The organism is Pseudomonas sp. MPR-R2A5, assembly GCF_058793055.1.
Genome location: NZ_JBXAFK010000058.1, coordinates 1 through 24,326, shown reverse-complemented (window position 1 = coordinate 24,326; position 24,326 = coordinate 1). Strand labels below are relative to the sequence as shown.

Annotated in this window: 19 protein-coding genes and 2 pseudogenes; 9 read left to right on the top strand and 12 right to left on the bottom strand. The window is 62.2% G+C overall.

All coding sequences use genetic code 11. The features are described from left to right. Window positions 1-89 precede the first annotated feature (89 nt). Window positions 90-1,658, top strand: a complete 1,569-nt coding sequence (locus tag AC1Q6I_RS30060) for a TerC family protein (RefSeq protein WP_069076371.1) — start codon at window positions 90-92, stop codon at window positions 1,656-1,658. Window positions 1,659-1,677: 19 nt separating this feature from the next. Here the strand turns inward: AC1Q6I_RS30060 and AC1Q6I_RS30055 are convergent. Then, window positions 1,678-1,968: pseudogene (locus AC1Q6I_RS30055) on the bottom strand (thioredoxin family protein); the annotation flags it as partial. Between the two features lie 459 nt (window positions 1,969-2,427). On the opposite strand from AC1Q6I_RS30055, the gene AC1Q6I_RS30050 reads away from it, so the two are divergent. From AC1Q6I_RS30050 to AC1Q6I_RS30015, 8 genes and pseudogenes are all read left to right on the top strand, one after another. Then, complete coding sequence (locus tag AC1Q6I_RS30050; RefSeq protein WP_024075081.1) at window positions 2,428-3,276, top strand: transporter substrate-binding protein; 849 nt, start codon at window positions 2,428-2,430, stop codon at window positions 3,274-3,276. A 52-nt stretch (window positions 3,277-3,328) separates the two neighbouring features. Continuing rightward, entirely contained in the window at window positions 3,329-3,991 is a 663-nt protein-coding gene (locus tag AC1Q6I_RS30045; protein ID WP_010564617.1) for an amino acid ABC transporter permease, read from the top strand. Between the two features lie 11 nt (window positions 3,992-4,002). Further along, entirely contained in the window at window positions 4,003-4,665 is a 663-nt protein-coding gene (locus AC1Q6I_RS30040) for an amino acid ABC transporter permease (protein WP_069076372.1), read from the top strand. Further along, entirely contained in the window at window positions 4,662-5,444 is a 783-nt protein-coding gene (locus tag AC1Q6I_RS30035; RefSeq protein ID WP_102624555.1) for an amino acid ABC transporter ATP-binding protein, read from the top strand. The genes AC1Q6I_RS30040 and AC1Q6I_RS30035 overlap by 4 nt, the downstream gene beginning before the upstream one ends. A gap of 26 nt (window positions 5,445-5,470) precedes the next feature. Then, window positions 5,471-5,860, top strand: coding sequence for a RidA family protein (locus AC1Q6I_RS30030; protein WP_010210958.1), 390 nt, complete (start codon window positions 5,471-5,473; stop codon window positions 5,858-5,860). A 289-nt stretch (window positions 5,861-6,149) separates the two neighbouring features. After that, window positions 6,150-6,914 (top strand): IclR family transcriptional regulator, encoded by a 765-nt coding sequence (locus tag AC1Q6I_RS30025; protein WP_069075814.1) that lies wholly within the window; start codon window positions 6,150-6,152, stop codon window positions 6,912-6,914. Window positions 6,915-6,923: 9 nt separating this feature from the next. After that, window positions 6,924-7,868, top strand: a pseudogene (locus AC1Q6I_RS30020) (alanine racemase); the annotation flags it as partial. Window positions 7,869-7,891: 23 nt separating this feature from the next. Beyond that, on the top strand, window positions 7,892-8,800 hold the full coding sequence (locus AC1Q6I_RS30015) for a sugar kinase (RefSeq protein ID WP_102625548.1): 909 nt from the start codon (window positions 7,892-7,894) through the stop codon (window positions 8,798-8,800). A 139-nt stretch (window positions 8,801-8,939) separates the two neighbouring features. On the opposite strand, the gene AC1Q6I_RS30010 is transcribed toward AC1Q6I_RS30015, so the two are convergent. The 11 genes from AC1Q6I_RS30010 to AC1Q6I_RS29960 all read right to left on the bottom strand — a co-directional run bounded on the left by AC1Q6I_RS30010 (window position 8,940) and on the right by AC1Q6I_RS29960 (window position 24,007). Further along, window positions 8,940-9,215: a peptidylprolyl isomerase gene (locus AC1Q6I_RS30010; RefSeq protein ID WP_010564624.1), complete on the bottom strand. Its 276-nt coding sequence runs from the start codon at window positions 9,213-9,215 to the stop codon at window positions 8,940-8,942. 43 nt (window positions 9,216-9,258) lie between these two features. Beyond that, complete coding sequence (locus tag AC1Q6I_RS30005; protein ID WP_024075087.1) at window positions 9,259-11,796, bottom strand: PAS domain-containing hybrid sensor histidine kinase/response regulator; 2,538 nt, start codon at window positions 11,794-11,796, stop codon at window positions 9,259-9,261. Between the two features lie 143 nt (window positions 11,797-11,939). Further along, the gene (locus AC1Q6I_RS30000) at window positions 11,940-13,892 is read right to left on the bottom strand and encodes an acetoacetate--CoA ligase (protein WP_102625547.1); all 1,953 of its coding nucleotides are present in this window, start codon (window positions 13,890-13,892) and stop codon (window positions 11,940-11,942) included. Window positions 13,893-14,084: 192 nt separating this feature from the next. After that, on the bottom strand, window positions 14,085-14,858 hold the full coding sequence (locus AC1Q6I_RS29995) for a 3-hydroxybutyrate dehydrogenase (RefSeq protein ID WP_102625546.1): 774 nt from the start codon (window positions 14,856-14,858) through the stop codon (window positions 14,085-14,087). Window positions 14,859-14,865: 7 nt separating this feature from the next. Next, complete coding sequence (locus tag AC1Q6I_RS29990; protein WP_024075090.1) at window positions 14,866-16,257, bottom strand: GntP family permease; 1,392 nt, start codon at window positions 16,255-16,257, stop codon at window positions 14,866-14,868. Between the two features lie 292 nt (window positions 16,258-16,549). Then, window positions 16,550-17,947, bottom strand: a complete 1,398-nt coding sequence (locus AC1Q6I_RS29985) for a sigma-54 interaction domain-containing protein (RefSeq protein ID WP_102625545.1) — start codon at window positions 17,945-17,947, stop codon at window positions 16,550-16,552. 122 nt (window positions 17,948-18,069) lie between these two features. Continuing rightward, a complete protein-coding gene (locus tag AC1Q6I_RS29980; protein ID WP_102625544.1) occupies window positions 18,070-19,641 on the bottom strand; it encodes an ABC transporter ATP-binding protein in 1,572 nt (523 codons plus the stop codon). 10 nt (window positions 19,642-19,651) lie between these two features. After that, the gene (locus tag AC1Q6I_RS29975; protein ID WP_024075093.1) at window positions 19,652-20,674 is read right to left on the bottom strand and encodes an ABC transporter permease; all 1,023 of its coding nucleotides are present in this window, start codon (window positions 20,672-20,674) and stop codon (window positions 19,652-19,654) included. Continuing rightward, a complete protein-coding gene (locus AC1Q6I_RS29970) occupies window positions 20,674-21,735 on the bottom strand; it encodes a microcin C ABC transporter permease YejB (RefSeq protein WP_024075094.1) in 1,062 nt (353 codons plus the stop codon). Before AC1Q6I_RS29970 ends, AC1Q6I_RS29975 begins: the two co-directional genes overlap by 1 nt. Continuing rightward, window positions 21,735-23,594 (bottom strand): extracellular solute-binding protein, encoded by a 1,860-nt coding sequence (locus AC1Q6I_RS29965; protein WP_102625771.1) that lies wholly within the window; start codon window positions 23,592-23,594, stop codon window positions 21,735-21,737. The genes AC1Q6I_RS29970 and AC1Q6I_RS29965 overlap by 1 nt, the downstream gene beginning before the upstream one ends. Window positions 23,595-23,725: 131 nt before the next feature. Beyond that, complete coding sequence (locus AC1Q6I_RS29960) at window positions 23,726-24,007, bottom strand: peptidylprolyl isomerase (protein WP_069075821.1); 282 nt, start codon at window positions 24,005-24,007, stop codon at window positions 23,726-23,728. Between the last annotated feature and the right edge of the window lie 319 nt (window positions 24,008-24,326).

The following is a 24,326-nucleotide window of genomic DNA, read 5'->3' as shown; positions in this document are numbered from 1 at the left end:
CCCGTATTTCGATTGCTAACCGTGTTCCGGTCCACCGACCGCGCTTTGCCGTGCCCGGCATCCTGACATCTAGATAGAGACTTTAATAAATGGAATGGTTAGCGGATCCAACGGCCTGGCTCGGCCTGTTGACCTTGATTGTGCTGGAACTGGTGCTGGGCATCGACAACCTGGTGTTTATCGCGATCCTGGCGGACAAGCTGCCGCCGGAGCAGCGCGACCGTGCGCGGTTGATCGGTTTGTCCTTGGCGCTACTGATGCGCCTGGGCTTGCTGGCGAGTATTTCCTGGCTGGTGACGCTCACCCAGCCGCTGTTTGAGGTGTTCGACAAGAGCTTCTCCGGGCGTGACCTGATCATGCTGTTTGGTGGTGTGTTCCTGTTGTTCAAGGCCACCATGGAATTGCATGAGCGCCTGGAAGGGCATGTGGCGCAGCGCACGGGGAATGTGGCCTATGCGATGTTCTGGCCGATCGTGGCGCAGATCGTCGTCCTCGACGCGGTGTTCTCCCTCGACGCGGTGATCACTGCAGTCGGCATGGTGGATGAGCTGGCGGTGATGATGATCGCGGTGATCATTTCCATCGGCTTGATGATCGTCGCGAGCAAACCGTTGACCCGTTTCGTCAACGCGCACCCGACGGTGATCATGCTGTGCCTGGGCTTTTTGATGATGATCGGTTTCGCCCTGACCGCCGAAGGCCTGGGCTTCCACATTCCCAAAGGCTACCTGTACGCGGCCATTGGTTTTTCGATCCTGATCGAGGTGTTCAACCAGATTGCCCGGGCCCGGCGCAAGAAGTCGGCGCAGGGTGCGTTGCCGGTGCGTGAGCGTACGGCCCATGCGGTGATGCGCTTGCTGGGCGGGCGCAGCCTGGCGGTGGAGGAGGTGGGCGAAGACGTGGCTGACCTGCTGGGCGAACCGGATGCCAGCCAGGGCCCGTTGTTTGATCGGCGCGAGCGCGTGATGATCAGTGGTGTGCTGCAGTTGGCCGAACGGCCGATCCGCACCTTGATGACGCCGCGGGCCAAGGTCGACTTTATCGACTTGGCGGATGATCCCGACACGATTCGCCTGAAATTGATGCATTCGTCCTATTCGCGGCTGCCGTTGATCCGCGACGGTGCCGTTGATGAGCCCTTAGGCTTTGTGCACAAGAAGGAATTGCTCAAGGAATACCTGGCCGGCAACGAGCCGAACCTGGAGCACCTGGCTCGCCGGGCGATCAACCTGCTGGAGAGCTTTTCGATCCTCAACGCCCTGGAGCAGATGCGTCAGGAGTCGACCCACATCGCCTTCGTGATCAACGAATTTGGTGACTTCATGGGGGTGCTGAGCATGACCGACATCCTCGAATCCATCGCCGGTGAATTGCCGGACGCGAGTGAAATCGAGGGGCCGGACATCGTCGCGCAGGGGGATGGCTTCTGCGTCAACGGTGCCTTGAACCTCAACCAGATTCGTCAGCGCACCGGCTTCAATGCTGCGGCGACCGAGGATTACCAGACCCTGGCCGGTCTGGTAATGAGTCTGCTCGACCGCCTGCCGATGGTGGGCGATAGCCTGGAGCATGCGGGCTGGCGCCTGACGGTGGCGACGGTGGAGGAGCGGCGGGTGACGCAGGTGCTCTTGCGCCCTTGCGACGGGCATAGCGCTTGAAGGTGTCCTCGAGAAACTGCGCTTGCTGGTCTTCGGGGCCAAAGCCTTTGAACTTTTCCATCAGCGTGCCGTTGAGGAAGATCAGCAGCGTCGGGGTGCCCGTAACGTCGGGGTGCCTCGGCGTCTTGGCGCAATCGAGCACCAGGCTGACAACGGAGCGGTACTTGCCAGCGATCAGCTCAAATAATGGCCCTGAGCACGCACAGGCTGGGCAGTGATCGGAAACAAACAGCATGAATACCGGGCGCGAGGTGCTCAACGCGCGCCGGTAATCCTTGGCATTGGCGATGGTTGCGGTGGCAATTTCCATGAGGGCCTCCCTTTGGATGATGCGGGTTTTTGCCAACGCTACGACCAGGAATCAGTGTCGTCTACTGTCAACCTTCACAGGTAGCCAGGGGGCAAGCGTCGTCCGCACGCTCCCCCCATTCCCACGCCTTGCGCGCCTGGTCGGCGGTGATGTGCCAACGCTGGCCACAGCACGGTGGTTTTTCCATGATTGAAACGTGCCCGGTGTTGGTGCGCGGTAACACCGTTGTGGCGCATGTGCAGGGGACCGTCGCGGTCGGATGGGGCCCTGGGTAGCAAGCTGATTTCAGCTGCTGGCGTAACGCCGTTAGCCAGAAGGCTGTTTATCCGTCTGATTTATAAACCATTTATTCCCCGCATATTTTTCCGTTACTGCCTGTGGCACACTTTCTGCTGTCTATTCCGTTGTTACATACTAAGTTCCGGTATAGCGGAATACACAACTCCTGGAGTGCTTGTCATGCATCACCGACCTTCCGTGTTTAAAGCGTGTGTTTTTCTTTTCGCCGCATCGGCATCCCTCGCAGGCCTCGTGCAGGCGGCGGACAGCAAGCTCGATAACGTGCTCAAGCGTGGGCACCTGATCGTGGGTACAGGCAGTACCAATGCGCCGTGGCACTTCCAGGGAGCGGATGGCAAGTTGCAGGGGTTTGATATTGATATTGGCCGCATCGTGGCCAAGGGGCTGTTCAACGACCCGAGCAAGGTCGAGTTTGTGGTGCAGTCGTCCGACGCCCGGATTCCCAACCTGCTGACCGACAAGGTCGACATGAGTTGCCAGTTCATTACCGTCACCGCCAGCCGCGCGCAGCAAGTGGCCTTTACCTTGCCGTACTACCGCGAAGGCGTGGGCCTGCTGCTGCCCAACAACAGCAAGTACAAGGAAATCGAAGACCTGCAAGCCGCCGGCGATGGCGTCACCGTGGCGGTGTTGCAAAACGTCTATGCCGAAGAACTGGTGCACCAGGCACTGCCCAAGGCCAAGGTCGACCAGTACGACAGCGTCGACCTGATGTACCAGGCCGTGAACTCCGGTCGCGCCGATGCCGCCGCCACCGACCAGTCTTCGGTCAAATACCTGATGGTGCAGAACCCTGGCCGCTATCGCAGCCCCGCCTATGCCTGGAGCCCGCAGACCTATGCGTGCGCGGTCAAGCGTGGCGACCAGGACTGGCTGAACTTCGTCAACACCGCGCTGCATGAAGCCATGACCGGTGTGGAGTTCCCCACCTACAAGGCTTCGTTCAAGCAGTGGTTCGGTGTGGACCTGCCAGAACCTGCCATTGGTTTCCCCGTCGAGTTCAAGTGATTCGTGAAAACCGGGGCGCCGCGCCTGGCGCCCCCATCAGGTACCGTTGACCATGAACTATCAGTTGAACTTTGCCGCCGTGTGGCGTGATTTCGACACCTTGCTCGCGGGGTTGTGGCTGGGCCTTGAGCTGGCACTGCTGTCGATCGCCATCGGCTGCGTGATCGGCCTGTTGATGGCGTTTGCCATGCTGTCCAGGCACCGGGCGTTGCGTATCCTCGCCTCGGTGTACGTGACGGTAGTACGCAACACGCCGATCCTGGTGCTGATCCTGTTGATCTACTTCGCCTTGCCCAGCCTGGGCATCCGCTTGGACAAGATCCCCTCGTTCATCATTACCTTGTCGCTGTACGCCGGTGCTTACCTGACCGAAGTGTTCCGTGCCGGGTTGTTGAATATTCCCAAGGGGTTGCGTGAAGCCGGGCTGGCGATTGGCCTGGGCGAGTGGCGAATCCGTGCCTACATCACCGTGCCAGTGATGCTGCGCAACGTGCTGCCCGCGCTGTCCAACAACTTTATCTCGCTGTTCAAGGACACCTCACTGGCGGCCGCGATCGCGGTGCCGGAGCTGACCTATTACGCCCGCAAGATCAACGTCGAAAGCTACCGGGTGATTGAAACCTGGCTGGTCACGACCGCGCTCTATGTGGCTGCCTGTTACCTCATTGCCATGCTGCTCCGTTACCTGGAACAGCGTCTGGCGATCCGTCGTTAAGGAAGGTTTCCATGTACGAATCCCCCAGCTGGTTGCATGAGTTGTGGATCGCCCGGGACACCCTCTGGGCGGGTTTCCAGACCAGTGTGTACGTGTCGGCGCTGGCAATTATCTTCGGCACCCTGATCGGCATCGTCGCCGGGTTGATCCTGACCTACGGCAAATTCTGGATGCGGGCGCCGTTTCGCGTGTATGTCGACTTGATCCGTGGCACGCCGGTGTTTGTGCTGGTGCTGGCGTGTTTCTACATGCTGCCGGCGCTCGGCTGGCAAATCACCGCGTTCCAGGCCGGTGCCGTCGGGTTGACGCTGTTCTGCGGTTCCCACGTCTCGGAAATCGTGCGCGGCGCGCTGCAAGCCATTCCCCGTGGGCAACTGGAAGCGGGCAAGGCGATTGGCCTGACGTTCTACCAGTCCCTGGGCTACGTGCTGTTGCCCCAGGCGCTGCGGCAGATCCTGCCGACCTGGGTCAATTCCTCCACGGAAATCGTCAAGGCCTCGACCCTGTTGTCGGTGATCGGCGTGGCCGAACTGCTGTTGAGTACCCAGCAGGTGATCGCGCGCACCTTCATGACCCTGGAGTTCTACCTGTTCGCAGGCTTTATGTTCTTTGTCATCAACTACGCCATCGAGTTATTCGGGCGCTACATTGAAAAGCGGGTGGCCTTGCCATGAACCAACCTCAAACAACCGAACCGCTGCTGAACATTCGCGGCCTGCGTAAACAATACGGGCAGGTCGAAGTGCTCAAGGGCGTCGACCTGTCCATGCAGCGCGGCAACGTGGTGACGTTGATCGGCTCCAGCGGCTCGGGCAAGACCACGTTGTTGCGTTGCGTCAACCTGCTGGAAGAATTCCAGGGCGGGCAGATTACCCTCGACGGTGAGTCCATCGGCTACAGCGAAATCGCCGGCAAGCGTGTACGTCACCCGGAGCGGGTGATTGCCCAGCACCGCGCGATGACCGGCATGGCGTTCCAGCAGTTCAACCTGTTCCCGCACCTGAGCGCGTTGCAGAACGTCACCCTTGGCCTGCTCAAGGTCAAGAAGATGGGTAAGGACGAAGCGGTGGCCCTGGCCGAAAAATGGCTGGATCGCGTTGGCTTGCTGGAACGCCGCAATCACTTTCCCGGTCAGCTCTCAGGCGGCCAGCAGCAGCGTGTGGCGATCGCCCGCGCGATTGCGATGAACCCGAGCCTGATGCTGTTCGACGAAGTCACTTCGGCCCTCGACCCGGAATTGGTGGGCGAGGTGCTCAGTGTGATCAAGGGCCTGGCGGAGGAGGGCATGACCATGTTGCTGGTCACCCACGAAATGCGCTTTGCCTATGAGGTGTCGGACAAGATCGTCTTCATGAACCAGGGGCGTATTGAAGAGCAGGGCTCGGCGAAGGACATCTTCGAACGGCCGCAATCGCCGCGCCTGGCGGAATTTCTGAAAAACATTCGTTTTTAAATGGTCAGTCAGCAGGAGAAACAGTTATGAGCATTACTCGTTACGGCGCCGGCAGCACCGCCGGCGGTGGTCAGCCGCGTCCTTTCGCCCGCGCGGTGGAAGCGGACGGCTGGCTCTACGTCTCGGGCCAGGTGCCAGCGGTGGACGGTGAAATCATCACGGGCGGGATCATCGAGCAAACCCGGCAGACCATGCGCAACGTGGTGGCGATCCTTGAAGAAGCCGGCTACGAATTGAAAGACGTGGTACGGGTGGGCGTGTGGCTGGAAGACCCCCGGGACTTCTGGAGTTTCAACAAAGTGTTCGGCGAATACTTCACCCCCGAACACGCCCCGGCGCGGGCCTGTGTGCAGGCCAACATGATGGTTGATTGCAAGGTCGAGATTGATTGCGTGGCCTACAAGAAAAAAGGCTAAATTGCCCCACTCTTGAGACCACAGGAAATCCAATGTGGGAGGGGGCTTGCCCTAATGCCGTTCAGTTAAGGCTTTTTTGTAGGAGCGAGCTTGCTCGCGAAAAACGTCAACGATAACGCGTGTTTCCTGAATGAACGCGGCGCCTGTGAGTTTTTCGCGAGCAAGAACTAGGCGTCCCCCTCGCTCCTACAGAAGGCGATGTACGCTTAACTGAACGGCATTAGGGCTTGCCCCCCTCCCACAATGGACCTGCGCCAGCCCCACCCTTTCGACCGGATCGAAAATTGCCATGACCGAAGACACCATCAAACGTCGCGCCAAAGGCCTGGACCGTGCGTTCGATATCCTCGACTTTCTCAAGGAAATCGGGCAGCCCCTGCGCCCGAATGATATTGCCAACGGTATCGGCAGCCCCAAGTCCACCGTCTACGAACTGGTCGCGTCCTTGCTGGAACGGCGCATTCTCGAAACCGTGGGCAAGGACGGTCACGTCTACCTCGGCCGCCAGTTGTACTTTCTCGGCCAGGCGCATTTGCGTCATTTCGACCTGACCCGCGAGGCTGACCACGCCTTGCAGGAGATCGTCAGCCAGACCCACGAAACCGCGCAGATGTGCCTGCTCAACGGGCGTAAATACACGGTGGCGCTGATGCGCGAAGGCGAGCGGCATTTCCGTATTTCTTCGGATATCGGTGAGAACGCGCCGATCCCGTGGACCGCGTCCGGGCGCCTGCTGCTGGGGCACTTGAGCGATCAGCAGATCGTCGACCTGATCGACCCTGAGGATTTCATCCTGCCGGACGGTCAGCGCCTGCCGCTGGAGACCTTCCTCGCACAAATCCGCCAGGCCACGGTCGATGGCTTCTTTTCCTTCGACAGCGTGGCCGACACCTTCACCCATTGTTTTGCCGCCCCGGTTCGGGACGCGCAAGGCATCAGCATTGCGACCTTGTGCATCGTCGCCCCGAGGGCCGATGCCAGCACTCATTACAACGACTATCGCCGGGTGTTGATCGAAAGCGCCAACAACCTGGCCCGTCGCATCAACGAATAGGAGCTTTCCATGTCTGCCATCAATGCCGTTGAAAAGGGCGCCGCTGCTGTCGGTGCCCACCTGGTCCGTGACGTCAGCCTGCCAGCGCTGGTCCTGCACCGCGATGCCCTGGAGCACAACATCCGCTGGATGCAGGATTTCGTCAGCCACAGCGGCGCGCAGCTTGCGCCACACGGCAAGACCAGCATGATGCCGGCGCTGTTCCAGCGCCAGCTGGCGGCCGGTGCCTGGGGCATTACCCTGGCCACCGCGGTGCAGACTCGCGCGGCTTATGCAGGTGGCGTGCGGCGTGTACTGATGGCCAACCAACTGGTGGGCGCGCCGAACATGGCGTTGATCGCCGACCTGCTGGCCGATGGGGATTTCGACTTCCACTGCCTGGTCGATCACCCGGACAACGTCGCCGACCTGGGGCTGTTCTTCGCCGCCCGTGGCCTGCGCCTGAACGTGATGATCGAGTACGGCGTGGTCGGCGGCCGTTGTGGCTGCCGCAGCGAGCAGGCCGTGCGAGACCTGGCCAAGGCGATCAAGGCCCAGCCGGCCCTGGCCCTCACCGGTATCGAAGGCTATGAAGGCGTGATCCATGGCGAGCACGCCATCAGCGGCATCCGTGACTTCGCCGCCAGCCTGGTACGCCTGGCCGTGGACTTGCAAAACAACGGTGCGTTCGACTTGGCCAAACCTATCATCACCGCCTCGGGCTCGGCCTGGTACGACCTGATTGCCGAGTCGTTCGAGGCGCAGAACGCTGCCGGTCGTTTCCTCAGCGTGTTGCGCCCTGGCAGCTATGTGGCCCATGACCACGGTATCTACAACGCGGCGCAGTGCTGTGTACTTGAGCGCCGCAGCGACCTCAGCGAGGGCCTGCGGCCGGCGCTGGAAGTCTGGGCCCATGTGCAATCGCTGCCCGAGCCAGGCTTCGCGGTGATCGCCCTGGGCAAGCGCGATGAGGCCATCAGCCCCCCGAGACAGCAACCATGACCACCCATCCCCGCATCGCCTTGATCGGCGAATGCATGATCGAACTGCAACACCGCGCCGACGGCAGCCTGCAACAAAGTTTCGGCGGCGACACTCTCAACACGGCGGTGTACCTGCGTCGTGAGCTGGGCGACATCGGCAGCGTCGACTATGTCACTGCCCTGGGCGACGACAGCTTCAGCGATACGATGTGCGCGCAATGGCAGGAAGAGGGGCTTGGCCTGGGCCGGGTCCAGCGCCTGCCTGGGCGTTTGCCGGGGTTGTACTGCATCCAGACGGATGCGAACGGCGAGCGCAAGTTTCTCTATTGGCGTAATGAAGCGGCGGTACGTGACTGCTTTACCACGCCGGCCGCCGCGCCGATCCTGGCGGCATTACCCGGTTATGACGTGGTGTATTTCAGCGGCATTACCCTGGCGGTAATCGGTGATATCGGGCGCGCGCGTTTGCTCAAGGCCCTGATCGAAACCCGTCGGCGTGGCGGCAAAGTGGTGTTCGACAACAACTACCGGCCGCGGCTGTGGGCCACGGTGGACGTTGCCCGTGAGGCGTATCGCACAGTACTGGCCGAGGTGGATATCGCCTTGCTGACCGAAGATGACGAGCTTGCATTGTTTGGGTACGCCGACAGCGAACAGGTGTTCGCGGCGTATCCGGCGATTGCCGAAGTGGTACTCAAGCGTGGTGCGCAGGCCTGTTTGATCCGTTGCGACGGTAAGCGCTTTGCCGTGCCGGCGCTGAAGGTGGAGACGGTGGTGGATACCACGGCGGCGGGGGATTCATTCAGTGCGGCGTACTTGGCCAGTCGGCTCAAGGGGGGCTCGCCGGAGGCGGCGGCGTTGGCCGGGCATCGGTTGGCGAGCCGGGTTATCCAGGTGCCGGGGGCACTGATCCCCAGGGAGTAAGTGAATGGCCGCCTGCGGCGGATCGGGGGCAAGTCGAATCGTCGCACCGCCCCTCCCACAGCTGGCCGCATTCCTCCAGATGAAATGCGGTCAAGTGTGGGAGGGGGCTTGCCCCCGATGGGGGTCTTAAGTCATAGCCTCAATCGCGGTAAAACACCTGCACCAGGTGATAGCCAAACTTGCTCTTGATCGGCCCGTGAACCACCTTCACCGGCTTCTTGAAGATCACCGCGTCGATCACCCCCACCATCTGCCCTGGCCGCACTTCGCCCAAGTCGCCGCCGCGCTTGCCGGACGGGCAGGTGGAGTATTTCTTGGCCAGCACATCAAAGGCTTCGCCCTTGGCGATGCGCTGCTTGAGTTGTTCGGCTTCTTCGCTGGTTTTCACCAGGATATGACGGGCTTGGGCTTTCATGGTTCTCTACCAGGTGTGCGACGGCGCGCGATTATGCCTGAACTCATTCGACCACGCTGATCATGCTGCGGATCTTGGTCGCCAACAGGTCGATGGAAAACGGTTTGGCCACCATGTCCATGCCGTCCTCCAGGAACCCCTGGCGCTCGGCGGCTTTCTCGGCGTAACCGGTCATGAACAGCACGCGCAGGCCCGGGCGATGCTGGCGGGCGATTTCCGCCAGTTGCCGGCCGTTCATGCCGGGCAGGCCAACGTCGGTCACCAGCAGGTCCACACGCAGGTCCGACTCCAGCAGCGGCAGCGCAGCACGGGCATCCGCCGCCTGGTGGGCGGTGTAGCCCAGCTCGTCGAGCACATTGACCACCAGCATGCGCACGGCGGGGTCGTCCTCGACGACCACGACCGCTTCACCGGCCAGGGCCACTGGCGCTTCGCTCGAGTGCGGCGGCAGGCTGCTTTCCAGGGCGGTGCCATGCAGCCGCGGCAGGTACAGGCGCACGCAGGTGCCCTGGCCCGGTTCGCTTTGAATGGTCACATGGCCGCCGGACTGCTGGGCAAAGCCATAGATCATCGACAGGCCCAGGCCGGTGCCCTGGCCGATCGGCTTGGTGGTGAAGAACGGATCGAACGCCTTGGCAAGGATCTTCGGCGCCATCCCGGAGCCGTTGTCGCTCACGCCGAGCATCACGTAGTCACCGGCCTTGACCGGTTCGAGGGTGGTGATGTCGGTGCCGTCCAGGTAGCTGTTGGCGGTTTCGATCAGCAGCTCGCCGCCGTCGGGCATGGCGTCGCGGGCGTTGATCACCAGGTTGAGCAGGGCGTTTTCCAGCTGGCTGGCATCGGTGTTCACCGGCCAGATATCGCGGCCCAGCTGCACGTTCAGGGTGATATGCGCGCCCTTGGTGCGGCGGAACAGGTCCTCCAGGGAGGCCACCAGTTGATTGGGGTCGGTCGGGCGCCGGTCCAGCGACTGGCGCCGCGAGAACGCCAGCAAACGGTGGGTGAGGGCGGCGGCACGATGGGCCGAGGCTACGGCGGCGTCGGCAAAGCGGCCGATATCGTCGCTGCGCCCGGCGGCGATATAGCGTTGCATCAGGTCCAGGCTGCCGATAATGCCGGTGAGCATATTGTTGAAGTCATGGGCAATGCCGCCGGTGAGCTGGCCCACCGCTTCCATTTTCTGCGCGTGGCGCAGGGCGTCTTCGGCGCGTTCACGCTCGAACATCTCGTTTTGCAGGCGCTGGTTGGCCTCGGCCAGTGCCTGGGTGCGCTGGGCGACGCGTTCTTCGAGGTTCTCATTGAGGTTGCGCAGGGCTTCTTCGGTGAGCTTGCGTTCGGTTTCATCGATCACAAAGATGTAGAAACCGTTGACCGAGCCGTCATTGCTGAAGCGCGGCAGGTACTTCATCAACGCATGGCGCGGCCGGCCATCGTGATGGGGGGTAATGGTGGTGAAACTGCACGCCTTGCCCCCCAGCGCGGCGGTGATCATGTCCTCGCGCCCGGCATACACTTCATCGCCGAGCACTTCGCGGATGCTCTTGCCATACAGCTCCTGGGGCGTCATGCCGTACCAGTCGAGGTAGGCACTGTTGTTCAGGCGAAAGCGTTGCTCATGGTCAACGTAGCCGATCAGCACCGGCATGGCGTTGATGATCAGTTGCAGTTCGGTCTGGCTTTGGCGCAAGGCCTGTTCGGTATGCTTGCGTTCGGTAAGGTCCAGCGCGGCACCGAGGAAGCGTGCCGGGCGGCCCTGCGGGTCCTTATAGCAGCGCCCGCGCGCGAATACCCAGCGCACCTGGCCATCGGCTTGCAGCAGGCGGTATTCCTCGGCGTATTCGGTGCCATGGGTGATGCAATGCTTGATGCTGCGCGCCACCGTGCCACGGTCTTCCGGGTGCACGCCTTGCAGGTAATCGCTGATGGGCAGGAGGCTCGCTTCGTTGGGGTCGACGCCATGCAGGAAGGCGAAGTGCGCGTCGGCGATAAAGCGGTCTTCGCCGATGTCCCAGTCCCAGGTGCCCACTGCATCGGTGGCGGCCAGCGCCAGTTGCAGGCGTTGTTCAGTGTTGTGCTGGGCCTTGAGGCTGTCTTCGGAACGCTGTTGCAGTTCGAGGGCCTTGCGGCGGCGTTCGTTGGTCTCGATGGCGGTGACCAGGATGCCGGCCACGGCGCCGCTTTCGTCGCGGATCGGGCTGTAGGTCAGGTCGAGCCAGATTTCAGTGTCGCGATGATCGCGTTGCAGTACGAAACGCTGCTCGGTGAACGTACGCACCTGGCCGCCGAGCACGGCGTCATAGATCGGTGCGGTGAAGTCTTGCAGCTCCGGCCAGGTCGCGTGTGCCGGCTGGCCCAGGGCGCCGGGGTGTTTGTTGCCCGCCAGGCGCGCGAAGCCATCATTGTAGAGCTGGATAAGTTGGTCGCCCCACAGCAGGAGCATCGGCATCGGCGAGTTGACGACGATATCCACGGCGGTACGCAAGCTCTGCGGCCAATCATTGGCCTCACCGAGAGGGCTGCGCGCCCAGTCCAGCCGCGCAATCAATGCAGCGGCTTCGCTGTCGGTGGATGTTCCCTTCATGACAATGCCCTGAGCGTAACGCTTTGAAAATGACAAAGAACAGATTATCCCGTGAGTCGGGAACGGCTGGCTACCCCTCGAAAAGTAGCATGCATTTGGGCGTTGTCTTCAAATGAGTGTCTCAGGGCTGAAACCGTTCCACCTCAAGCCAGCTCAGGACGGTCGCGAAATTGCGCCAGGGCCTGGGGGTTGGCCAGGGCGTCGGTGTTTTTCACCGGCTCGCCATGCACCACATTGCGCACTGCCAGTTCCACGATCTTGCCGCTGATGGTGCGGGGGATATCGGTGACGGCGAGGATCTTCGCCGGCACATGGCGTGGCGTGGTGTTGGCGCGGATCACCTGGCGGATTTGCTGCTCCAGGGCCGCATCCAGTTCAACGCCATCGTTGAGGCGCACGAACAGCACCACGCGCACGTCGTCCTGCCAGCGTTGCCCGATGGCCAGGCTCTCCAGCACCTGCGGGACTTTTTCCACCTGGCGATAAATCTCGGCGGTGCCGATGCGCACGCCGCCGGGGTTGAGCACTGCGTCGGAGCGTCCATGGATCAGCAGGCTGCCATTGGGGCGTTGCTCGGCATAGTCGCCCTGGGCCCAGACGCCCGGGAACTGGCTGAAATACGAGGCGCGCAGTTTTTGCTGCTGCGGGTCATTCCACAGGCCGATGGGCATGGCCGGGAAGTGCCGGGTACACACCAGTTCGCCTTTTTCACCGATCAAGGGCCGGCCCTGGTCGTCCCACACTTCGATCGCCATCGCCAGGCTCTTGCATTGCATTTCGCCGCGGCGCACAGGCAGTACCGGGTTGCCGATCACAAAGCAGGAGACGATATCGGTGCCGCCAGACATCGACGACAGGCACAGCTCTGCCTTGATCTCGCGGTACACATAGTCGTAGCTCTGCGGCGACAGCGGCGAGCCGGTGGAAATCAGCCCTTTGAGGCTGCCCAGGTCATGGCTCAGGCGCGGTTGCAATCCGGCCTTTTCCAGGGTGACGAGGAACTTGGGGCTGGTGCCGAATACGCTGATTTTTTCTGCGTCGATCAGGTCAATCAAACGCTCGGGGCCGGGGTGGAAGGGCGAGCCGTCATACAGCACCGCCGTGGCACCCAAGGCCAATACCGAGACCAGCCAGTTCCACATCATCCAGCCGCAGGTGGTGTAGTAAAACAAGCAGTCCTCGCCGGACAGGTCAGCATGCAGGCCGTGCTCCTTGAGGTGGGTGAGCAGCACGCCGCCGGTGCCGTGGATGATGCACTTGGGCACGCCGGTGGTGCCGCTGGAATAGAGGATGTACAGCGGATGGTCGAACGGCACCGCGACGAATTCAGGAGCGCCGCCGGGTTGGTAGAAGTCACTCCACAGCGCGACGCGGGCCTCGGTCCGATAGTCCTCGACCCGCGCCTGGGGCCGGGCATACGGCACGATGATCAACTGCTGCAGGGACGGCAGGCGTGCGAGGATCTCGTTGAGTTTGGCGCTCTGGTCGATGTCCTTGCCGGCGTAGCGGTAACCGGCGCAGGTGATCAGCACCTTGGGCTCGATCTGGCCGAAACGGTCGATCACACCTTGGGTGCCGAAGTCCGGCGATGAACACGACCAGATCGCGCCCAGGCTGGTGGTGGCAAGCATGCCGACCAGGGTTTGCCAGGTGTTGGGCATGCATGCCGCCACCCGGTCGCCCACCCCGACGCCGGCCGCGCGCAGGCTTTTTTGCAGGCCGGCGACATGGGCGGCCAGTTCGGCGTAGGTCAGTTGTTCGCGCTGGCCGTCTTCGCTGATGGCGACCACGGCGGGGTGATCGTCGCGACGGCGCAGCAGGTGTTCGGCAAAGTTCAGGGTCGCGCCGGGGAACCACTGGGCGCTGGGCATCTCGGCGCCTTCGATCAGTGCCGCGCTGGGCGGGCTGCGAAACTGCACGTCGAAAAAGGCCACGATCGCCTGCCAGAAGTCCGGGCGCTGGTCGATGCTCCACTGGTGCAGGGCCGGGTAGTCGCTGAGCTGCACGCCGTGGCGATCATTGATAAAGCGCCGGAACTGGTCCATCCGGGTGTTACGGATGCGTTCGGGGGAGGGTTGCCAGAGGATCTCGGACATCAGCAAGGTCTCTTGTTCTTGTACAGGTCTTTCAAACGATAGAGTTCCAATGTGGGAGGGGCGGTGCGACGATTCGACTTGCCCCCGATAGCGGTGAGTCAGTCACAAATGCATGTGCTGACACTCCCTCATCGGGGACAAGTCGAATCGTCGCACCGCCCCTCCCACAGTTTAGATCTCCAGTGTCAGGTTTTATTGAGCCAGCCAACCACCATCGATATTCCACGCCGCGCCCCGCACCTGGGCGCCGGCCTCACTGCACAAAAACATCACCAGTTCGCCCAACTGCGGCGGTGTCACGAACTCCAGCGACGGCTGCTTCTCGGCAAGCAAATCATGCTGCGCCTGTTGCGGGTCGACGCCACTGGCCGCGCGGTCATCGATCTGCTTCTGCACCAGCGGGGTCAGCACCCAGCCTGGGCAGATTGCGTTGCAGGTCACGTTACCGGTCGCGGTCTCCAGGCCCACCACCTTGGTCAGGCCGATCACGCCATGCTTGGCCGCCACATACGCGGCCTTGCCCACCGAACCGACCAGGCCGTGCACCGAGGCGATATTGACGATACGCCCCCAGCCCTTGGCCTTCATGCCCGGCAGGCTCAAGCGCGTGCTGTGGAATACCGAAGACAGGTTGATCGCAATGATCGCGTCCCAGCGTTCCACCGGGAAGTCTTCCACCGCCGCCACATGCTGGATGCCGGCGTTGTTCACCAGAATGTCCACGCCGCCGAATTCGCGCTCGGCATAGGCGATCATGTCGGCGATCTGCGCCGGGTCGCTGACGTCGGCGGGGTGATGCCCGACCTTGCCGCCGAACGCCTGCACCTGGGCGATCACCGCGCTGGCGTCGCCAAAGCCGTTGAGGATCAGGTTGGCGCCGGCCTTGGCCAGGCTCAAGGCGATGCCCAGGCCGATACCGCTGGTGGAGCCGGTGACCAGGGCGGTCTTGCCGTTCAATGTCGTCATGAAAACCTCACACAATGCCGGTGGCATAGAAAGTACCGATCACCACGAACACCGCGAGGGTCTTGATAATCGTGATGCCGAAAATGTCCTTGTAGGCTTCGCGGTGGGTCAGCCCGGTGACCGCCAGCAGCGTGATCACCGCGCCGTTGTGGGGCAGGGTGTCCATGCCGCCGCTGGCCATGGCCGCGACCCGGTGCAGCACTTCAAGGGGGATATTGGCCGCATGGGCCGCTGAAATAAAGCTCTCGGACATGGCCGCCAGGGCGATGCTCATGCCGCCGGACGCGGAGCCGGTGATCCCCGCCAGCAGGGTCACGGTAATCGCTTCGTTGACCAGCGGGTTGGGGATGCCCTTGAGCCAGTCCGCCAGCACCAGAAAGCCCGGCAGCGAGGCGATCACCGCGCCAAAGCCGTATTCCGAGGCGGTGTTCATCGCCGCCAGCAGCGCACCGCTGACCGCGCTTTTACTGCCTTCGGCCAGCTTGCTTTTGATTGCCGACCAGCCAAACACCAGCACGATCACGATGCCCACCAGCAATGCCGCCTGCACCGCCCAGATCGCGGTGAGCTTGGCGATTTCGGTCGTCACTGGCGTACTCATGCCCGGCAGGCTGAGGCTGTGGGTCTTGCCGTACCACAGTGGAATCCAATGGGTGAACAGCAGGTTCATCACCCCCACCAGGATCAGCGGCGACAGCGCGATCCACGGGTTGGGCAGGGTCAGGTTCTCGGCGGTTTCCGGCTCGTTGCGCAGCTCGGTGCCGTAGCCTTCGCCGGCCCGTTGCGCTTTGTTGCGTTGGCGGGCGAGGTAGAGCATGCCGGCGCAGAACACGAAGATCGTACCGATCAGCCCCAGCCAGGGGGCCGCCCAGGCGGTGGTGTTGAAGAAGGTGCTGGGGATGATGTTCTGGATCTGCGGCGTGCCGGGCAGGGCGTCCATGGTGAATGAGAACGCACCGAGGGCGATGGTCGCCGGGATCAAGCGCTTGGGGATATTGCTCTGGCGGAACATCTCTGCCGCGAACGGGTACACCGCAAACACCACCACAAACAGCGACACGCCGCCGTAGGTGAGCAGGGCGCAGACCAGCACGATCACCAGCATCGCCTGGCGCGTACCGAGCAAGCGGATCGCCGCGGCCACGATCGAGCGCGAGAAGCCCGACAGCTCAATCAGCTTGCCGAACACCGCACCGAGTAGGAATACCGGGAAGTACAGTTTGATAAAGCCAACCATTTTTTCCATGAACACCCCGGTAAACGCAGGGGCGACAGCGGACGGGTCGGTGAGCAGGACAGCGCCGAGGGCGGCGATGGGGGCAAACAGGATAACGCTATAGCCACGGTAGGCAGCCAGCATCAGCAGCGCGAGGGCTGCCAGGGCAATGATCACACTCATGGTGTGTCTCCATCGGATTGTTATTGTTGTGGGTAAAGCTGTGGGGAGGGCTATAGCGAGATGTATGCCAATTATTTAACTTGTTGAAATATATGGGTATTTTTGAGTTTTTCGGGCAGGGCTCCAGATTCTGTCTCAATCTGGAGACAAGCACAGCTCAAATGTGGGAGGGGGCTTGCCCCCGATGAGGGAGTATCAGTCACTTATTTGTTAACTGATCCGGCGCTATCGCGGGCAAGCCCCCTCCCACAGGGATTGTCTTTGTTTGGAGAATAAAGTCTCTACTTTGAGACTAGGCGATGCCCAGTGCCACCATCTTCTTGTACAACGTCGACCGCCCGAGCCCCAATCGCTTGGCCGCCTCCACCACATTCCCTTCACAGGCCTCGAGCGTCGCCGCAATCAGCTGCCGATCGAACCGCGCTCGCGCCGCCGCGAACGTCTCGCCTTCGACCGTTTTCACTTCGTTGCGCGCTACCGGGCTGAACGTGCCGATCGCCGCGCGAATCTCGGCGGCATTCAATACCAGGTCATCGCTCAACAAGGCTGCCCGCTCCAGCACATTGCGCAGTTCACGGATATTCCCCGGCCACGCATGCTGCGCCAACAACACGAGGGCTTCACGGTCCAGTTCATGCTGGCTGTGCAGTTCTTCGAGGATCGCTTCGCTCAGCGCGGGAATATCCTCCAGGCGCTCACGCAATGGCGGCACCTGAATGGGCAGCACATTCAGGCGGTAGTACAAATCCGCGCGAAACTCACCGCGCTTGATCGCCGCCTCCAGGTCCATGGAGGTGGCGGCGATGACCCGTACATCACTGTGCAGCATCTCGTTGGAGCCCACCGGTTCGAATTCTTTTTCCTGCAACACCCGCAGCAGCTTGCTTTGCAGGGGCAGGGGCATGTCACCAATTTCATCAAGGAACAGCGTGCCGCCCTGGGCGATCTGGAATTTGCCGGGCCGGCCCTTGCGGTCGGCACCGGTAAACGCGCCGGGGGCGGTGCCGAAGAACTCGGCTTCCAGCAGGTCGTGGGGGACGGCCGCGCTGTTGATGCTGACAAACGCCTTGTGCGCACGCTTGGATGCGCCGTGGATCGCCTGGGCCAGCAGCTCTTTGCCGGTGCCGGTTTCGCCGAGCAGCAACACCGGCGACTCGGCACTCGCACTGCGCCGCGCCCGGCGTTTGACGTCGAGGCTGGCGGCGCTGGTGCCGATAAAGTGTGCAAAGTTGTACTTGCTCTGCCGCGAACGCAGCAGTGAGCGGGTGGAGGCCAGTTCTGCCTGCATGCTCAGGTAGCGCTCGATCAGCGGCGACAGGTTGCGCAGCTCATCGAACAGCGCAAAGCCTATCGCGCCAATCACCGTGCCGGCATTGTTGTGGATCGGCAGGCGCATCACCACCAGCGGGCCTTTGGGCGTGTCCTGGATATCCAGCAGAATCGGTTGGTCGTTGCGCACCACCTGGCGCAACAGGCTGTTGGAGATCACCTGTTCGCAGGGCTGGCCGATGGCTTCGTCAGCGCTTTTGAGGCCGAAGCGCTTGGCGTAGCGCTCGTTCATCCACACGATATTCGCGTCGCGATCGACAATCACCGTGCCTTCGCTGGACTGCTCGATGATCTCGAACAGCGACTGGATCGCCAGGCCGCGAACCTGTTCGTAATCCTTGAGGTTTTCGGTGATGTTCATGCCGGCAGAATCCTGTAGGAGCGAGGCGGACGGCTAGTCCTTGCTCGCGAAGGTCGTCAACGATAACGCGGTACATCTGGAAGAACGTGGCGTACTTGGATTCTTCGCGAGCAAGCTCGCTCCTACAAGGGGATGTGCGCGGCGGCCAGCAGTTCCTTGGTATAGGGATGTTGTGGCGATTCAAATACCGCATGGCTCGGCCCGCGCTCCACCACCTTGCCATCCTTGATCACGATCATGTCATGGGCCATGGCGCGCACCACCGCGAGGTCATGGCTGATAAACAGGTAGGTCAGGCCGTATTTTTCCTGCAACTCGCGCAGCAATGCCACCACTTGCTTCTGCACCGTGCGGTCCAGGGCCGAGGTGGGTTCGTCGAGCAGTATCAGCGCCGGCTTGAGCACCAGCGCGCGGGCGATGGCGATGCGTTGGCGCTGGCCGCCGGAAAACTCGTGTGGGTAGCGATGCCGGCTGGCGGGGTCGAGGCCCACCTCCTTGAGCACCTGGATCACCTGCGCTTCGCGGTCGGCCAGGCTGCACGGTGCATGCACTTCCAGGCCTTCGCTGATGATCTGCTGCACCGACATGCGCGGGCTGAGGCTGCCGTAGGGGTCCTGGAACACCACCTGCATCTGCTTGCGCCACGGGCGCATCTGGTGGTGGTTGAGCGGGTCGAGGGCTTTACCCTGGAAGCGGATGCTGCCGGTGGAGTCGAGCAGGCGCAGGATCGCCTGGCCCAGGGTGGATTTACCCGAGCCCGACTCACCGACGATGCCCAGGGTCTTGCCGCGCTGCACGCTGAGGCTGATGCCGTCCACGGCGCGCAGGTAGGTCTTGCGCTGGAACAACCCACCGCTGAGAGGAAATTGCACGCTCAGGTCGTCCACCTGCAACACGGTCTCGCGCTCCTCGCCGCACAACACGTCGCCCGCCGGCTCCGCATCCAGCAGCAGGCGGCTGTAGGGATGCTGCGGCGCGGTGAACAAGGTCTCGCAGGCGGCCTGCTCGACAATCTCGCCGGCATGCATCACGCACACCCGCTGGGCGATGCTGCGCACCAGGTTGAGGTCGTGGCTGATCAGCAGCATCGACATGCCCAGGCGTTGTTGCAGGGACTTGAGCAGCAGCAGGATCTTGCGCTGCACGGTGACGTCCAGCGCGGTGGTGGGTTCGTCGGCAATCAGCAGTTGTGGCTCGCAGGCCAGGGCCATGGCGATCATCACCCGTTGGCGCTGGCCGCCGGACAGTTGGTGCGGATACGCCTTGAGGCGTTCCTGGGGTTTCTGGATGCCCACCAGGCCCAACAGTTCGAGGATGCGCGCCTGCGCCGCCTTGCCGCCCAGGCCCTTGTGCAGCAGCAGGGTTTCGCCGATCTGCTTTTCGATGCTGTGCAACGGGTTGAGCGAGGTCATCGGCTCCTGGAAGATCATCGCGATGCGATTGCCGCGTAGCTTTTGCAGGGTGGTCGCCGGCGCGCCGATCAGTTCCTGGCCGCGATATTTCACCGAACCGGTGGTTTGCGTACCGGCCTCGGGCAACAGTTGCAGGATCGAGTGAGCGGTCACCGACTTGCCCGAGCCCGACTCGCCCACCAGCGCCAGGCACTCGCCGGGGCGCACGTCCAGGCTCAGGTTGTGCACCACGGTCTGGCCACTGAAGGCGACGCACAGGTCACGAATTTCGATCAGGTTCATCTGCAGTCACTCATGAACGGGGGTCGAAGGCATCACGTAATGCCTCGCCGATAAAGACCAGCAGCGACAGGATCAGCGCCAAGGTGAAAAACGCCGTCAAGCCGAGCCACGGCGCTTGCAGGTTCTGCTTGCCCTGGGCGATCAACTCACCCAGCGACGCGCTGCCGGCCGGCATGCCGAAGCCGAGGAAGTCCAGGGCGCTCAAGGTGGAGATCGCCCCGGTCAAGATAAACGGCAGGTAGCTCAGGGTGGCGGTCATCGCGTTGGGCAGGATATGCCGGCGGATGATCTTGCCGTCGCCCAGGCCCAATGCCCGTGCGGCCTTGACGTACTCCAGGTTGCGCCCGCGCAGGAACTCGGCGCGCACCACGTCCACCAGGGCCAGCCAGGAGAACAGCGCCATGATCCCCAGCAGCCACCAGAAATTCGGTTCGACAAAGCCCGACAGGATGATCAGCAGGTACAGCACCGGCAGCCCGGACCAGACTTCGAGGATGCGCTGGCCAAGCAAGTCGACCCAGCCGCCGTAGTAGCCCTGCAAGGCGCCGGCGGCGATGCCGATGCTCGCGCTGATCGCCGTGAGCGCCAGGGCAAACAGGATCGACACCCGTGCGCCAAAGATCACCCGAGCCAGCACATCGCGCGATTGATCGTCGGTGCCCAGCCAGTTCACTGCCGAGGGCGGGCTCGGGGCAGGGCGGGTCAGCTCGTAGTTGGGCGTGTCGTCGCTGAACGGGATCGGTGGGAACAGCATCCAGCCGCCGTCCTGCTTGATCAGCTTCTGTACGTAGTCGCTGCGGTAGTCGGCCTGGAACGGCAGTTGGCCACCGAACTGCTGCTCGGTGTAGCGTTTGAACACCGGGAAATACAGCTCGTTTTTGTAGCTGAGCACCAGGGGCTTGTCGTTGGCGATCAACTCGCCGCCCAGGGTCAGGATAAACAGGCCGATGAACAGCCACAGCGACCACCAGCCGCGCCGGTTCTGTTTGAACCGCTCGAAGCGTCGACGGGCCACGGGAGACAGGTTGAGCATCAGGCGTTCCTCGCGGCGAAGTCGATACGCGGGTCCACCAGGGTGTAGCAGAGGTCGCCGATCAGTTTTATCAAGAGACCGAACAGGGTGAAGATGAACAGCGAACCGAACACCACCGGATAGTCGCGGGACACGGCGGCTTCGTAGCTCATGCGCCCGAGCCCGTCGAGGGAAAAGATCACCTCGATCAGCAGCGAGCCGGCAAAGAACACGCTGATAAACGCCTGGGGAATCCCGGAGATCACCAGCAGCATCGCATTGCGAAACACATGGCCGTACAGCACGCGGCGTTCGCTCAGGCCCTTGGCACGGGCGGTGACCACGTACTGGCGTGTGATTTCATTGAGAAACGAGTTCTTGGTCAGGATGGTCAAGGTGGCAAACCCGCCGATCACCAGTGACGTGACCGGCAATACCAGGTGCCAGAAGTAGTCGGCGATCTTGCCCACGGTGCTCAGCTCGTCGAAGTTTTCCGAGACCAGGCCCCGTACCGGGAACCAGTTCAGCGACGTGCCGCCGGCGAAGACCACGATCAGGAACATGGCAAACAGGAACGCCGGCATGGCATAGCCGATGACGATGGCGGTGCTGCTCCACACATCGAAGTTGCTGCCATGGCGCACCGCCTTGCGAATGCCCAGGGGGATCGACACCAGGTAGGTGATCAGCGTGGCCCATAGGCCGAGGGAGATGGTCACCGGCATCTTTTCCAGGATCAGGTCGATCACCGTTGAACCCCGGAAGAAGCTGTTGCCGAAATCCAGCTGGGCGTAGCTCTTGAGCATCAACCACAGGCGTTCCGGGGCCGGCTTGTCGAAGCCGTACTGTTTCTCGATGTCCTTGATCAGTTTCGGGTCCAGGCCACGGCTGGCCCGCGAGCCGCTGCTGAGGCCTTCGCCGGAGGAACCCCCGACGGCACCGCCGCCGATGCCTTGCAGGTGGGCAATGGCCTGTTCCACCGGGCCACCGGGCGCCGCCTGTACGATCACGAAATTCACCAACAGGATGATCACCAGGGTTGGGATGATCAGCAGCAGGCGCCGCACGATATAGGCAAACATCAGCGCGTCCCCCCGCGTTTTTTCAGCTCGGCATTCATCTGTTCATTCGTCAGTGGCGTGGGGCTGATTTCCCACCAGGTTTCCAAGGCCTCGTCGTTCTTGGCCTCGATGGCGGGGCGCCCGAAGCGGTTCCACCACGCGGCAGAGGTGCCGGGCGGGTAGTAGTTGGGAATCCACAGGTAATTCCATTGCAGCACGCGGTCCAGGGCGTGGGCATACGTGAGCATCTGCGCCTGGGTGTCGGCCTTGACCAGGCCCTTGATCAGCGTGTCGACGGCCGGGTCCTTGAGCACCATGTAGTTGTTCGCGCCCGGGTCGAACGCAGCGCTGGAGCCGAAGTAGTTGTACAGCTCCATCCCCGGCGAGGTGGTGACCGGGAAACCGGTGACGATCATGTCGTAGTCGCGGGTCATCAGGCGGTTGACGTACTGCGAGGAGTCGATGCGGCGGATATTCAGGGTGATGCCGATCTGCGCCAGGTTGCGCTTGTAGGGCAGCAACAGGCGTTCCAGGCCGGCCTGGGCATTGAGGAAGGTGAACTCCAGCGGCTCGCCTTCGGCGTTGACCAATTTGTCGCCTTCGGGCTTCCAGCCGGCCTCTTCCAACAGGGCCAGGGCTTGCAGTTGCTTGTCGCGGATCATGCCGCTGCCGTCGGTGACCGGCGCCTTGAACACCTGGGTGAACACTTCGTCGGGCACTTGGCCGCGCAGCGGTTCGAGGATTTTCAGTTCTTCCTGGGTGGGCAACTGGCTGGCGGCCAGCGGGCTATTGGAAAAGTAGCTCTGCTGGCGGATGTACAGGTTGCGCATCATCTGCCGGTTGGCCCATTCGAAATCCCAGAGCATCGCCAGGGCCTGGCGCACGCGGCGGTCCTTGAACATCGGTTTCTGCACGTTGAACACATAGCCCTGGGCCGGTTGCGGCATTTCCTTGGCCAGGTGTGCACGTTGCAGGCGCCCGTCATCCAGGGCCGGGCCGTTGTAGCCGATGGAGTAACCGGTGGCGGAGAATTCGCGGTTGAAGTCATAGGCGCCGCCGCGCAATACCTGGCGCGCCACTTCGGTGTCGCCGAAGTATTCCAGGCTCAGGTGATCGAAGTTGTACAGGCCGCGGCTGACGGGCAGGTCCTTGCCCCACCAGTCTGGGTTACGGGTAAAGGTAATGGTGCTGCCCGAGTCGATCTTGCCGACCTTGTACGGGCCGCTGCCCAGTGGCGCTTCGTAGCCGCCGCCATTGGCGAAGTCGCGGGTCTTCCACCAGTGCTCGGGGAACACCGGCAGGGTGGCGATATCCAGGGGCAGGGTGCGGTTTTCATTGCTGGAAAATTCGAAACGCACCTGGCGCTCGCCTTCGACTTCGACGTGTTTCACGTCTGCGAACAGGGTGCGAAAGCGCAGGCTGCCCTGGGTCATCAGCAAATCGAAGCTGTAGCGCACGTCTTCGGCGGTGATCGGCTTGCCATCGGCAAAGCGCGCCTTGGGGTTGAGGTAGAAACGCAACGACAGGCCGTCGTCGGCCCGTTCCATCTTTTCGGCCACCAGGCCATAGACCGTGTAGGGCTCATCGAGGGAGCGCAGGGCCAGGGGCGAATACAGCCAGCCGTCGACCTGAGACACGCCGATACCTTTGTCGATATAGGGCAGCACATGGTCGAAACGCCCGATCTCGATCGCCGAACGCCGCAGGCTGCCGCCCTTGGGCGCGTTGGGGTTGGCGTAGTCGAAATGGGTGAAGCCGGCAGCGTACTTGGCCGGTTCGCCGTACACCGTCAGGTAGGTTTGCGGGGCCGCGATCACGGCCGTGCTGGCCAGCAGCAGGGCCAGGGCGGAGCCAAACAGAGTCGAAAAAGCCAGTCGCATTATCAGCCTTGAGCGCCGGGTGAAGAAGAATAGGGATTTGTACGCTAACGGCCAGGGCATCGCCAGTCATCCCATGCACAACGGCCCACCAAAAAGGCGGGCCGTTGTTTCAAGCATCAGCGCGGACGGGATCAGTCCTGACGGCTGGTCACTTCCAGCAGGTGATAACCGAACTGGGTTTTCACCGGGCCTTGCACGGTGTTGACCGGGGCGCTGAACACGACGGTGTCGAATTCCTTGACCATCTGGCCTGGACCGAACGAACCCAGGTCGCCGCCTTGGCGGCTGGACGGGCAGGTGGAGTTGGCTTTGGCGATTTCTGCGAAATCGGCGCCGCCTTCGATTTGGGCCTTGAGTTCGTTGCACTTGTCTTCAGTGGCAACCAGGATGTGACGGGCAGTGGCTTTGGCCATGGGAGTAACTCCTTGAATAAAAAGGTGAGCGTACCGGATTCAGGTGGTTATTTGTTGGCAAAGTTCCCTTGGGGTGGTGTTCTCTTGGTGGGTGGGTTGGAGGTTTGGGGGCATATCCGTTGCTGCGGTAACGGCCACCTATGGTTCCGCTCTTACAGCGGGTCACTTTTGGCAAACGCCCGGGATGCCGGCCCAGCCAAAAGTAACCAAAAGGTTTGTGCCCCACCACTCGGCACCTCGCTTAGGCTCGGTGTGCCCTCACTCCGGCTTTGGAGCGTGGGCCGCCGTCATGGGCCATCCCTGGCCCAGGACGGCTAAC

Excerpts from the sequence above, each read along its gene's own strand:
- AC1Q6I_RS29975 (WP_024075093.1), bottom strand. The coding sequence starts at position 20,674 with ATGCTCAACCTGTCTCCCGTGGCCCGTCGACGCTTCGAGCGGTTCAAA.
- AC1Q6I_RS30000 (WP_102625547.1), bottom strand. The coding sequence starts at position 13,892 with ATGTCCGAGATCCTCTGGCAACCCTCCCCCGAACGCATCCGTAACACC.
- AC1Q6I_RS29970 (WP_024075094.1), bottom strand. The coding sequence starts at position 21,735 with ATGTTTGCCTATATCGTGCGGCGCCTGCTGCTGATCATCCCAACCCTG.
- AC1Q6I_RS29965 (WP_102625771.1), bottom strand. The coding sequence starts at position 23,594 with ATGCGACTGGCTTTTTCGACTCTGTTTGGCTCCGCCCTGGCCCTGCTG.
- AC1Q6I_RS30010 (WP_010564624.1), bottom strand. The coding sequence starts at position 9,215 with ATGAAAGCCCAAGCCCGTCATATCCTGGTGAAAACCAGCGAAGAAGCC.
- AC1Q6I_RS29995 (WP_102625546.1), bottom strand. The coding sequence starts at position 14,858 with ATGACGACATTGAACGGCAAGACCGCCCTGGTCACCGGCTCCACCAGC.
- AC1Q6I_RS30005 (WP_024075087.1), bottom strand. The coding sequence starts at position 11,796 with ATGAAGGGAACATCCACCGACAGCGAAGCCGCTGCATTGATTGCGCGG.
- AC1Q6I_RS30015 (WP_102625548.1), top strand. The coding sequence starts at position 7,892 with ATGACCACCCATCCCCGCATCGCCTTGATCGGCGAATGCATGATCGAA.
- AC1Q6I_RS29980 (WP_102625544.1), bottom strand. The coding sequence starts at position 19,641 with ATGAACCTGATCGAAATTCGTGACCTGTGCGTCGCCTTCAGTGGCCAG.
- AC1Q6I_RS29985 (WP_102625545.1), bottom strand. The coding sequence starts at position 17,947 with ATGAACATCACCGAAAACCTCAAGGATTACGAACAGGTTCGCGGCCTG.
- AC1Q6I_RS29990 (WP_024075090.1), bottom strand. The coding sequence starts at position 16,257 with ATGAGTGTGATCATTGCCCTGGCAGCCCTCGCGCTGCTGATGCTGGCT.
- AC1Q6I_RS30050 (WP_024075081.1), top strand. The coding sequence starts at position 2,428 with ATGCATCACCGACCTTCCGTGTTTAAAGCGTGTGTTTTTCTTTTCGCC.
- AC1Q6I_RS30030 (WP_010210958.1), top strand. The coding sequence starts at position 5,471 with ATGAGCATTACTCGTTACGGCGCCGGCAGCACCGCCGGCGGTGGTCAG.
- AC1Q6I_RS30045 (WP_010564617.1), top strand. The coding sequence starts at position 3,329 with ATGAACTATCAGTTGAACTTTGCCGCCGTGTGGCGTGATTTCGACACC.
- AC1Q6I_RS30025 (WP_069075814.1), top strand. The coding sequence starts at position 6,150 with ATGACCGAAGACACCATCAAACGTCGCGCCAAAGGCCTGGACCGTGCG.
- AC1Q6I_RS29960 (WP_069075821.1), bottom strand. The coding sequence starts at position 24,007 with ATGGCCAAAGCCACTGCCCGTCACATCCTGGTTGCCACTGAAGACAAG.
- AC1Q6I_RS30060 (WP_069076371.1), top strand. The coding sequence starts at position 90 with ATGGAATGGTTAGCGGATCCAACGGCCTGGCTCGGCCTGTTGACCTTG.
- AC1Q6I_RS30040 (WP_069076372.1), top strand. The coding sequence starts at position 4,003 with ATGTACGAATCCCCCAGCTGGTTGCATGAGTTGTGGATCGCCCGGGAC.
- AC1Q6I_RS30035 (WP_102624555.1), top strand. The coding sequence starts at position 4,662 with ATGAACCAACCTCAAACAACCGAACCGCTGCTGAACATTCGCGGCCTG.